This is a genomic window from Hyalangium sp. (assembly GCF_035629615.1).
GTDB lineage: Bacteria > Myxococcota > Myxococcia > Myxococcales > Myxococcaceae > Hyalangium.
This window is the reverse complement of sequence record NZ_DASPHO010000066.1, coordinates 1-10,782: the sequence shown is the minus strand read 5'-3', so window position 1 is coordinate 10,782 and position 10,782 is coordinate 1. Positions and strand designations below refer to the sequence as shown.

9 protein-coding genes and 1 pseudogene are annotated in these 10,782 nt (G+C 68.5%); 6 read left to right on the top strand and 4 right to left on the bottom strand.

The genetic code is table 11. The features are described 5' to 3' along the window. The 3 genes and pseudogenes from VD972_RS02955 to VD972_RS02945 all read left to right on the top strand — a co-directional run. Positions 1 to 205, top strand: a pseudogene (locus VD972_RS02955) (hypothetical protein); the annotation flags it as partial. After that, on the top strand, positions 202 to 1,155 hold the full coding sequence (locus VD972_RS02950; protein ID WP_324980405.1) for a glycosyltransferase family 2 protein: 954 nt from the start codon (positions 202 to 204) through the stop codon (positions 1,153 to 1,155). The pseudogene VD972_RS02955 and the gene VD972_RS02950, both read left to right, overlap by 4 nt. 6 nt (positions 1,156 to 1,161) lie before the next feature. Further along, on the top strand, positions 1,162 to 2,088 hold the full coding sequence (locus tag VD972_RS02945; RefSeq protein WP_324980403.1) for a glycosyltransferase family A protein: 927 nt from the start codon (positions 1,162 to 1,164) through the stop codon (positions 2,086 to 2,088). On the opposite strand, the gene VD972_RS02940 is transcribed toward VD972_RS02945, so the two are convergent. The 3 genes from VD972_RS02940 to VD972_RS02930 are packed head-to-tail and all read right to left on the bottom strand — an operon-like array spanning position 2,068 to position 6,129. Further along, on the bottom strand, positions 2,068 to 3,579 hold the full coding sequence (locus VD972_RS02940; protein WP_324980400.1) for a restriction endonuclease subunit S: 1,512 nt from the start codon (positions 3,577 to 3,579) through the stop codon (positions 2,068 to 2,070). The two genes, VD972_RS02945 and VD972_RS02940, sit on opposite strands and share 21 nt — an antisense overlap. Then, positions 3,576 to 5,054, bottom strand: coding sequence for a class I SAM-dependent DNA methyltransferase (locus tag VD972_RS02935; protein WP_324980396.1), 1,479 nt, complete (start codon positions 5,052 to 5,054; stop codon positions 3,576 to 3,578). The genes VD972_RS02940 and VD972_RS02935 overlap by 4 nt, the downstream gene beginning before the upstream one ends. Beyond that, positions 5,044 to 6,129 carry an acyltransferase gene (locus VD972_RS02930; protein ID WP_324980393.1) on the bottom strand — a complete coding sequence of 362 codons (1,086 nt, stop codon included), beginning with the start codon at positions 6,127 to 6,129 and terminating at the stop codon, positions 5,044 to 5,046. Before VD972_RS02930 ends, VD972_RS02935 begins: the two co-directional genes overlap by 11 nt. Before the next feature lie 113 nt (positions 6,130 to 6,242). Between VD972_RS02930 and VD972_RS02925 the strand changes: the two genes are divergently transcribed. The 3 genes from VD972_RS02925 (at position 6,243) to VD972_RS02915 (ending at position 10,029) form a co-directional block, all read left to right on the top strand. Further along, positions 6,243 to 7,385: a glycosyltransferase family 4 protein gene (locus tag VD972_RS02925; protein WP_324980390.1), complete on the top strand. Its 1,143-nt coding sequence runs from the start codon at positions 6,243 to 6,245 to the stop codon at positions 7,383 to 7,385. Positions 7,386 to 7,507: 122 nt separating this feature from the next. Further along, entirely contained in the window at positions 7,508 to 8,992 is a 1,485-nt protein-coding gene (locus VD972_RS02920) for an MraY family glycosyltransferase (protein WP_324980387.1), read from the top strand. Beyond that, complete coding sequence (locus VD972_RS02915; RefSeq protein ID WP_324980384.1) at positions 8,989 to 10,029, top strand: nucleotidyltransferase family protein; 1,041 nt, start codon at positions 8,989 to 8,991, stop codon at positions 10,027 to 10,029. The genes VD972_RS02920 and VD972_RS02915 overlap by 4 nt, the downstream gene beginning before the upstream one ends. Positions 10,030 to 10,041: 12 nt before the next feature. On the opposite strand, the gene VD972_RS02910 is transcribed toward VD972_RS02915, so the two are convergent. Beyond that, the coding region (locus VD972_RS02910; protein WP_324980381.1) for a hypothetical protein at positions 10,042 to 10,782 on the bottom strand (741 nt) is incomplete at its 5' end.

Below are 10,782 nucleotides of genomic sequence, written 5' to 3'. Positions count from 1 at the left end.
GCTGGGAGTCAGCCTCGCCGCGCCTGCCATCGTCCGCGAGGGGCTGTGGATCCAGGCGCTCGTGGGCGTCGTGCTGTTCTCCGGCCTCTTCCTGCTGCGTGAGTGGCTCCCCGGGCGGGTGTCCCTGGTGGCCGAGCTGCGGACCATCATCACGCTCATCAGGGCCCGGCGCGCGGGAGTGACACCGCGGGAGTCTTCGCCATGAAGAAGCCCGATCTCGCCATCTCCATCGTCAACCACAGCAACCCGGAGCTGCTGCACGACTGTCTGCGCACGCTGTTCGCGACGACGCAGCAGTGCTCTTTTGAGGTGTGGGTAGTGGACAACGCCACGGATGGGCGCGGCGTGGAGGCCATGCGGCGCGACTTCCCCCAGGTGCGCTGGCTCTTCAACAAGGAGCGAAAGGGCTTCTCCGCGAACCACAACCAGGTGCTCGCCCAGGCCCAGGCCCGCCACATCTGTGTCTTCAATGACGACACGATCGTCCACGAGGGCGCGTTCGACTCGCTGGTGCGCTTCATGGACGAGAACCCGCGCGTGGGCATGGCGGGGGCCCGGCTGCTCAACGCGGACGGCACGGTGCAGAACTGCGCGTTCCGGGAGATGACGCTCGCCCAGGCGCTCTGGGACATTTGCTTCCTGCCGCGCCCGCTGCACTTCCTGAAGCGGCGGCACATCCACCCGGCGCAGTACGGCTACGAGCAGGCGCGGGTGAGCTGGGTGCTGGGGGCCTGCATTGTCGTCCGGGAGGAGTGCTTGCGGGACGTGGGGCTGCTGGACGAGCAGCTCTCTCCGCTGGGGAACACGGAGGACACGGACTGGTGCGTGCGCGCGTGGAAGGCCGGCTGGGAGGTGGCCTTCTGCCCGGACGCTGTCATCACCCACCTGACGAGCCGCTCCTTCCGGCCCTCTGCCTCAGGCCCGGACAAGATCCGCGTGGAGCTGTGGCGCACGCGCCTGGCCTTCTTCCGCAAGCACCACGGCCGGCTCCACGAGCAACTCATGCGGCTCATCCTGGTGGGGACGCTGCCGTGGAACTCGTTCGTGCTCACGCAGTCGCTGCTGCGGCGGCGCCTGAGCCTGAGCGAGTACAAGCGGCAGCTCTCCACCTTCCTGCGCATCTCCGAGATGGGTCTGCGCGCGCGAGTGGGGTAGCCGGCCATGCCCTTCTTCTCCATCATCATCCCCACCTACAACCGGGCCCGGCTGCTGCAGGATGCGCTGGAGTCCGTCTTCGCCCAGGAGCTCACCGACTCCGAGGTGGACTATGAGGTGGTCGTCGTGGATGACGGCTCCACGGATGACACGCGGGAGATGCTCGCGAGGTACAGCGAGCGCGTGCGCGTGCTGCGCCAGGAGAACCAGGGGCAGGGCGCCGCCCGGAACCTCGGCATTCAGCACGCCACGGGCCAGTATGTCGTCTTCCTGGACAGTGACGACCTGTGGTTTCCGTGGACGCTGGCCACGTATCGCCAGGCCATCGACATGTATGGGGGGCCCTCGGTGGTTATGGGCAGTCAAGCACCCTTCCAGCGCCCGGAGGAGCTGGCCGGTGTGCGCCGTGAGTCGCTGCGGGCCCATGCCTTCACGGACTACCTTGCCAGCGCGGAGGAGCCGTTTGTCCGCACGGCCTGTGTCATCGCGGTGCGGACCGAGGCGCTGCGCCGCGTGGGTGGGTTCACGGCGAAGCGCATCAACTCCGAGGACCACGATCTGCTCTACAGGCTGGGCACCGAACGGGGCTTCGTCTGGGTGGAGGCGCCGCGGGTGATGGGCTACCGCCAGCACGGGGGCTCCTCTTCAAAGGAGCTCGAGCGGAGCTATGAGGGACAGTGCTACCTGCTCGAGCAGGAGCAGCTCGGGCACTACCCGGGAGCCGCAGCCCGGAGGCGCGAGCGGCTGACGCTGCTCCTCCACGGCGCACGGCACGTGACGCGGTGGCTGACGGAGCGCGGGCGGCCGGACCTGGCGCTGGACCTGTACCGGCGCAGCCTGAGGGGGCACTTGGTGGTGCCGCGCTGGCGCTACCTGCTGGGGTTCCCACCGTGGATGGTCGCGTCGTCGGCGCTACGGCAGCTCCGGCGGTGAGGCCTCCTGCTTCGCCAGCATCCCCGCGGTCAGCTTTGCCGCCGCCTGGTCCGCCTGGCGGAGCCTGAGCTCCAGCTCGTCGCATTGCTTCATGAGGTGCTCCAGCCTGGCGACGATGCGCGCCTGCTCTGGAAGCGGCGGGAGCGGAAGCGGAGTCTCCTCGACGTGCCGGGTGTCGAGGCGGCAGGTTCCATGGGATGAGCGCCCCACCCGCTGAAGGATGCGAATGCGGGCCGCCTTGCAGGCCCAGAGCAGGTAGGCCCCCATCTCGGGCAGCGCCAGGATCAGGCCCTTCATGTCCTGATTGATGGTGACTTCCCGCGTCGTCAGCGCCACCGGGAAGGAGTGGGCGAGGATCATCCCACGGACGACGAAGAGGAGACTCCCCGGAGGGATGGGCTTGACGGCCGAGTGCGCGACAGCCTCCTCGGAGATGTGGTCCTCCGCGTCATCGATATAGGAGCGCTTCATGTCCTTGGGGCTGACCCAGGGGATGGGACCCTTCCAGAAGGCAGGGTGGGCCTTGGAGGGAGTGCCCCCGCCCAGAAGGCCGCCGAAGTGTCCAAGGCGGCACCACTGCCATGAGGGAGGGAGGCGATAGGGCTCCTCCTCCGGGGGCACAGGCCGGAGCGCGTCATTCACCCGGGCGCTTCCCCTCAGCCGCTTGCGCTCGGACTCGAGGCGGCTGAGCCACAGGTCCGCAGTTCCGTCATCGGGTGCTTGCCGCGTCAGTGCTCCCCTCATGGCCGAGTGGAGCACGAGCTCTCTCAGGTGACGAACGTCGTCAGGGCGCTCGAAGAGCACCTCGAAGTGGTCGAGCGCCTTGCTCCAGGCTGCCGAGAAGGCCTCAGGCTCCTGGGCCGAGACGAGCTCGTCGAGGACGGCTGAGCGGAAGCGGGCTCGAAGCGAACGCTGCTGCGTCTGTCGCACCTCCAGCTCGTCGAGCCTGTGCATCAGCACGTCCACCCTGGCGACGATGCGCTGTTGTTCAGCGAGAGGCGGAATGAGCACGGTCAGTGCGTAGGCATCATTCCGATTCAAGCCTGGGACCGCGATGGCTCGGTCCAAGCGGTCCAGCCGCAACGACCGGAGCAGGACGAACAGGAACTTCAGCTCGAGCCCTGGCGGCGCCGTGACGAAATAGGCCGTGTCGATAGGCCAGCACGGTTCCGTGACGCAGTGGATGCTCCCCGAGGAGCCCTTGCGGCCGACGACGAGGCAGGGTTGGTGGACCAGCGCCTGGTCGTGGTGCCCGACCACGCCATTGGAGCCGTAGACCGGCACGCTTCCAGCGGTGTTGCGGGCTTTCTCGGGGAGGGCCTTGCCATAGGCAAACTGGACCACCTCTCCCAGCCGCCGCTTCTCCCAAGGGGGGGAGGCGGGAGGAATCAACCGCCCGCTTGCGGCCAGGTCGAGGATCAGCTCCCGGAGCTTCTCGGTGCCTCCTCCTGCGTCCGCGAGGACCTCGAAGTGATCGAGCGCAAGGCTCACCGACGAGGCCCCTCCAACGCGGCCCGGAGCTCGTCCCTCAGCGCGTTGCGGACCTTCAAAGCCTCGGCCGTCGCCTCACGGTACTGTCGCAGCAGCGCATCGGCATCCCCAGGGCCTTCCTCCAGGGCGTGAGGGTTCTTGAGGTCGAGGTTGTAGCCCCGCGCCCGGATATCCTCGATGCGGACCTTCCAGGAGTGCTCGTTCTCCTGCCGGTGAGGCCACCAGCGTTTCTCAGGCTGGAACTCCTCGAGGCGGAGCGGCTTCGTCTTTGAGTAGCTCCTGGAGCCGGACGGGTAGGGGTGCTCGTAGTACCAGACCTCTCTCGTCGGCTTGCCCTTCGTGAAGAAGAGCAGGTTCGTCTTGATGCCCGTGTAGGGATTGAAGACGCCCCTGGGTAGCCGGACGATCGTGTGGAGGTTGCACGCCTCCAGCAGCCGCTCCTTGATGCGCGTCTTCACGCCCTCGCCAAAGAGGATCCCATCCGGGAGCACCAGCGCGGCCCGGCCACCGTCCCTCAACAGCGTCATCATGAGCACGAGGAAGAGATCCGCTGTCTCCCGCGTGCGGAGCGCCTGAGGGAAGTGGGCCTCGATCCCATCCTCCTCCACTCCTCCGAAGGGCGGGTTCGTGACGATGACGTCGACCTGATCCTCGGGGCCGTAGTCGCGCAGCGGGCGCGCCAGCGTGTTGCCGTGGCGGATGTTCGACGGCACTTCGATGCCGTGGAACAGCATGTTCGTCACACACAGCAGGTGCGGCAGGGGCTTCTTCTCCACCCCGGAGATGCTCGCTTGGAGCGTCGCCTCATCCTGGGGGTGCCTCACGTACCGCCTGCGCACGTGCTCAATGGCACAGGTGAGGAAGCCGCCCGTGCCGCACGCAGGATCCAATACCTTCTCGCCCAGCCGCGGATCCACCTGGTCGATGATGAACTGCGTCACCGCGCGCGGCGTGTAGTACTCCCCCGCATTCCCTGCGCTCTGCAGGTCCGCGAGGAGCTTCTCGTAGAGATCGCCGAACTCGTGCCGGTCGGACGCCTTGTGGAAGCCGAGCCCGTCGAGCTTGTGGATGACCTGCCGCATCAGCGTGCCCGACTTCATGGAGTTGGAGGCATCCTCGAACACCCCCCGCACCACGCTGGCAATGGCCGCGCTCTTTCCCTTCGCCGGGAGCGCCTTCAGGGTCTTGAACAGGTCGTTGTTGACGAAGTCCAGGAGCGGCTCGCCCGTGAGGCCCTCCGGGTTCTTCGCCCAGGCGCGCCACCGGAGCCGCTCCGGGAGGGGGGACTTGTAGCCGCTGTCCCGCAGCTCCTGCTCCGCCTCGTGGTCATCCAGGACCTTTAGGAAGAGCATCCACACGAGCTGGCTGATGCGCTGGGCATCTCCATCCACGCCCGCGTCCTTCCGCATGAGGTCCTGGATGCTCTTGATCCGAGCGCGCCCTTCCAACGCTGGAGCCGAGCCCTCACGCCGCACGGGCTCCTCCCGGGAAGAGCCGCGTCAGCAGTGCCGGTGGCGAGCCCTTCAGCTCCAGCGCCTTCTTCTCCACCAGGTGCCACGAGAGCGCCGCCAGCGCCACCACCGCGGGGAGCGACACCGCCGCGTTCACCCACCACGCCACGCGGCCTCCCATCAGCGCCGTGACGAGCTGCTGCACCGGGAACGCGTAGATGTAGACGCCGTAGGAGAAGTCCCCGTACCGCGCGAAGGCCGCGAGTCGGCTCGGCAGGAACCCCAGGTACAGCACCAGGTACGCGCCGCAGCTCCCGACCGCGTATCGGAACCCCACCCCGAGCCGCGCCGTCACCACCAGCGCCACCACGCACCCCAAGGCCACCCAGGGGCTCAGCCGCACCCGCTCCCTCAGCAGGTACAGCGTCAGCCCCCCACCGAAGTAGAGGTACAGCTCCGGCCACAGGTTCAGCCGCGGGCCCACGTACGGCACGAAGGGCACCACCGCCGCCGCCACCCAGCCCGCCAGCGCCAATGGGCGCCGCAGCAGCCTCGCGGCCCCCAGCCCCGCCACCAGCACGTAGAAGCCCGCCTCGTAGACCAGCGTCCACAGCGAGCCGTTCACCGCGCCTGGGTACGCGTTGGCCGGGAACACGCCCGGCAGGTTCCACTGCGGCTGGTACAGCGTGAGGTTGCGCAGGAAGTACAGGTACGTGTCCGGAGACTGGAAGTACACCCCCAGCGGCAGCGTCGTCATCGCCGGCCCGAGCAGGAACATGCTCGCCAGCAGCACCACCGCCAGCCCCGGGAAGATGCGCAGCACCCGCGCCCACAGGTACCGGGCCAGGTTCGGCGAGCGCTCGTAGCTCTGCGTAATCAACAGTCCGCTGATCACCAGGAACACCGCCACGCACAGCCGGCCCAGCGTCACCTGCCCCCGCGTGAAGTCCTCCAGCGGCTCCCGCGTCCCCAGGCCCTCGCCCAGCGGAAACGCGTGCGAGAAGATCACCCCCGCGGCGGCCACGAACCGGATGAAGTCCAGGTTGTTGCGCTTCCCGTCCAGGCACTGCCGCAGGGTGGGGGAGGGGGATGAGGACATGGGCGGAGGCGGGCGTGCCGCGGTGCATTCTGGCCCTGGACCCATTGCCACTCAAAGCATTCAGGGAGTCAGCCCCTCGTTGGAGGGTTCGCCGCCGTGTTATCCAGCATTCCGTGTCCGGCCCGCGAGTGCTTCTTGGCATCCACCATCCGCTCGATCCGGACCTCGGGGCTCCCGGCGTCACCCTCACCCTGGGCGACGCGCTCTCCAGGCTGGGCTGCGAGGTCTCCTACTACGGCTTCGGCGAGGCCTTCCCCGGCGTCACCGCATTCTCCGCCTGGCACTCCGTCCGTTTTCCCTGGGCCCTCTCCACGTGGCTCGCCCGCAACGCCGGCCGGTTCGATGTGCTCGACATCACCACGGGCGACTGCTGGCCCTGGGTCCGTCTGGGCCGTCCCGCGGCAAAGCGCCGCCACGCCCTCATCACCCGCAGCCACGGCCTGGAGCACGTCGTCACCGAGCAGCTCCGCTCTGATGCTCGCGCCGGCCTTGCCCGCCTGAGCTGGAAGTACCCGCTCTACCATGGCGGCTTCCGGCTCTGGGAGGTGCGCCAGTCCCTCCTCCTGTCCGACCGCGTCGTGCTCCTCAACCCGTTGGATCGCGACTACGCGCGCGACCGCCTGGGCCTCCCTGAGGAGCGCATCTCCCTCATCCCCCACGGACTGCCCGAGCCCTTCCACGCGCTCCCTCCTCCCGAGCTCCTCGCCGAGGGTCCCCTTCGCCTTGCCTTTGTGGGCACGTGGATCCAGCGCAAGGGCCGGGAGGACGTCGTCGCCGTGGCGCGCACGCTGCTCGAGCAGGGCCAGGCCTTCTCGCTCTCCCTGATGGGCACTGGCGTGAGCGAGGCCGAGGTGCTCGCCTCCTTCCCCGCCTCCGTGCGCGACCGCATCCGCGTGGTGCCGCGCTACCGCCACGCGGAGCTGCCGGGACTGCTCCGAGAGCACGAGGTGCTGCTCTTCCCCAGCCATGCCGAGGGCTATGGCATGTCGCTCATCGAGGCCATGGCCTGTGGGCTTGCTCCCATCGCCACGCCCGTGGGGGTAGCGCCCCAGGTCGTGCGCGAGGGCGAGACCGGCCGGCTGCTGCCCATCGGCGACGTGCCAGGCTTCACCGCCGCCGTGCGCGCCTTCGCCGAGGACCGGCGCAGGCTGCTCGACGTCCGGCGGGCTGCGCAGAATGCCGTACAAGGGATGACATGGAGGGACGTCGCTCTGCGGACGCTGAGCCTCTATGAGTCCGTCCTTCAGGTGCGGTGAAGCAGGGGAGCGGCGAGGCAGAGGAGCAGGCAAGCAGCGGATTCCTGCCCGCGTGATATTCCAGGACTGGACATTGACGCGTCACGCTGCGCGCCGCCACCATGGCGCCAGATCCGGCCTAGATGATCACTTTCCTCGTCACCTTCCTCGTCTCGCTGATGGTCGCCCTGGGGCTCACGGTCGTCGTGCGCAGCCGGGCGCTCGCGTGGGGGTGGGTGGACCAGGCCAACTCCAGCCGCAAGGTGCACGCGCACCCCATCCCGCGCCTGGGGGGCATCGCGATCGTCGCCGGCTTCTTCGCGCCCCTGTGCGCCCTCTTCTTCGTCGACTCCGGCGTGGGCTACCTCTTCCGCTGGCACCAGGAGCTCGTCTGGGGCCTGTTCACGGGGGGCATGGCCATTGCCGCGCTCGGCCTCTATGACGACCTGCGAGGCGCCGGGGCCCGGCTCAAGTTCTCCGTCCAGTTCACCGTGGCCATCGCCCTCTACCTGCTGGGCTTCCGCGTCGAGCTGATCGCCAACCCGTTTGGTGCGGCGATCTCCCTGGGTGCCCTCAGCCTGCCATTCACCCTGCTGTGGATCGTCGGGGTCATCAACGCGATGAACCTCATCGACGGCCTGGACGGGCTGGCCGGCGGCGTCGCCTTCTTCGGCGTGGGCACCAACTTCATCCTCTCGCTGGTGCGCGGGGATGTCGTCATGTGCCTGCTGATGGCAGCCCTGGCCGGTGCCATCCTCGGGTTCCTCGTCTTCAACTTCAACCCGGCCTCCATCTTCATGGGCGACACCGGGAGCATGTTCCTCGGCTTCGTGCTGGCCGCCGTCTCCCTGAAGACCTCCACCAAGAGCGGCACTGCCGTGGCCATGCTCGTGCCCCTCATGGCCCTGGGCCTGCCCATCATGGACACCCTGCTGGCGATGGTCCGGCGTTCCATGCTCGGCCGCCCCATGTTCAGCGCCGACAAGGAGCACATCCACCACCGCCTCATGAGCCGGATGGTGCTCAGCCACCGCTCGGCTGTGCTCGTGCTCTATGGCCTGTGCGCCCTGTTCACCCTCACCGCCCTGGGCCTCAACTTCGCCAACAGCGCCCAGAGCGCCATGCTCCTGGTGGGCATGGGCATCGTCATCTTCGTGCTCATGCGCAAGCTGGGCTACCTGGATCTGCACCGGGCCGGCGCCGTGGGCGAGGCCCGTCGCAAGAACATCCGCCTGCGCTCGCTGGTGACGGAGCTCTCCCGTGCTGCTCGCAGGGCCCAGTCCCTCCCGGAGCTGTGGGACGCCGTCCGCCCGCTCGCCGAGTCGCTCGATGTGAACCGCCTGGAGCTTCGTCTCCAGCACCAGCGTGAGGGGCTCACCGATGGCGTCGTCTTCGAGACCGAGCGCCTTGCGGGCTCCTCCTTGCCACTGGAGGTGCGCATCGAGGTGAAGGAGGGAGAGGTGTCGCTCGGGTGGCTCAACCTTTCGTGGTGCGACGGGCGCGCGTTGGTGAGCCGTGACGAGGAGCTGGCCTTGGAGCTCGTCGCAGATGCTGTGGCCGAGCGCGCCGCCAGCCTCATGGCGCTGGCCGAGGCCGAGCCGGGCCGTGTCGTCGCGCTGAGGCGGTGACGCGCGTGGGCGCGCGGGCCTTCCTGGCGCTGCTTCGCTCCTGGCCGGAGGCCCCCGCGAGGCCATCTCCCCTGGAGGCGGAGTCCTTCGTTCGCGCCGCCGCACGGCACGGCCTGGCGGGCTTTGCTCAGCATGCAGCGGAGCGGGCTGGGTGGACGCTGTCGGAGCCGTCCCGTGAGTCCTTGCGCCGGGAGTCCGAGAGCAGTGCCGCGCGGGCCATCCGAGTTCATGCGCTCCTGCTGCGCTCGGTGGACGCGCTCGCCACGGTGGGCGTGGTGCCCGTGGTGCTCAAGGGCACGGCGCTGGCTCGGCGGCTGTACCCGGAGCCGTTTCAGCGCGCCACTACGGATGTGGATCTGCTCGTCGCGAGGGAAGAGGTAGAAGTGGCCTCGCGAGCCTTGGAGGGGCTGGGGCTCCAGCGGGCGGCAGAGCGGCCTGGGCACGACGAAGAGCACTCGCACCACCGCGAGTTTCACGGGAAGGCTGGGCTCGTGGAGCTGCACTTCCGCGCGCTCGTGGGGTACGGGCAGGCGTTGGAGGCCGCGCCGCTGCTCGCTCACGCAGAGGAGACGGAGCTGGAGGGGCGCCGCGTGCGCTTCCTCCGGGCCGAGGAGGAGCTGGTGTACCTGGCGCTCCACGCGAGCAACCACCTGCTCCAGCGGCTCTCGTGGCTGTTCGACTTGAAGCTGCTCATGCTGGCTCGGCCCGGGCTTCGCTGGGTCCGCGTGGTGGAGGTGGCGCGCACCACGGCCTTCTCCCATCTGGCGTGGTACGCGCTGGAGACCGCACAGCGGCTGCTGGGGGCACCGGTGCCGGAGGAGGCGCTCGCGGAGCTGGCGCCACCCCGCTGGCAGCGGCTGCTGGCCGCGAGGTTCTTCTCCGAGGAGCGGTTGCTGGAGACGCGGCTCGTCGATCACAAGGCCGAGTGGGTGGCCGCGAAGCTGCTGCTCGCGCCTCGCGCCGGGCCCATGGCGCGCTATGGGCTCTGGCGGTTGGGCGAAGCGGTGCGAGCCCGATGGCAGAGGGGCGCGCGGTGAGAGGGCGGCCCTTCAATCGAGGTCCTGCCGGGCCTGTGCCAGGGTGTACTCTGTCTGGACGGGGACGAACGTACCTGTCTTCTCCACCAGCCACGCGGGTGCGCCCTCAGGCATGTAGAATTCCTCCTCGAAGGGTGACAGCCCCAGGTGACGCAGGTACTCCTTGAGCATGTCGAACGTGAACCGGTCCCTCACCCGGCGCGCTTGGTACTGTTCTGGCTTCTCGAAGGAGAAGGGCTCGCCGAACTGTTCGAAGACCCAGTGGCCCCCGTCATTGGACGCGCTCACTGCGCGCACGGTATTAATCCAGGCCGTCCGGCGCGGGCCGTACAGCTCTAGCATCACGGCTCCATAGCGGCCTTTGCCCTTGCGGTAAGTGTTGGGTACCGCGACCACACGCAGGCCCCGGCAGCCCAGCGTCCGAGCCATGTAGGCCATGACACTCGCAGCATCGGTCCCTCCTCGCGCGTTTTCGACATACCCTGCCCAGGAACTGCGCGTCGGTATGAACAGGTCCCGTCGCGGCTCAGGAGTCGTCAGGGGCAGCAGGGTGGAGAGGGCCTGTTCCAGAGTGCCGGAGACCGGGCGCACCTCGACGGTGATGCCACGGGGCGCCATCAGCCCTCCCTGCCAGGTGGCGAAGGCGTGGGCGGCGTGCTCCGCAGAGGTCTCCAGAAATCCCATCTCCGAAGTGACAGGTGCCCAGCGGTCGTCTAGGAGCAGTCCCTCCATGTCCTTGGTCATCAGGTGAGC

Coding starts and splice junctions, on each gene's coding strand:
- VD972_RS02950 (WP_324980405.1), top strand. CDS start 202: ATGAAGAAGCCCGATCTCGCCATCTCCATCGTCAACCACAGCAACCCG.
- VD972_RS02945 (WP_324980403.1), top strand. CDS start 1,162: ATGCCCTTCTTCTCCATCATCATCCCCACCTACAACCGGGCCCGGCTG.
- VD972_RS02930 (WP_324980393.1), bottom strand. CDS start 6,129: ATGTCCTCATCCCCCTCCCCCACCCTGCGGCAGTGCCTGGACGGGAAG.
- VD972_RS02920 (WP_324980387.1), top strand. CDS start 7,508: ATGATCACTTTCCTCGTCACCTTCCTCGTCTCGCTGATGGTCGCCCTG.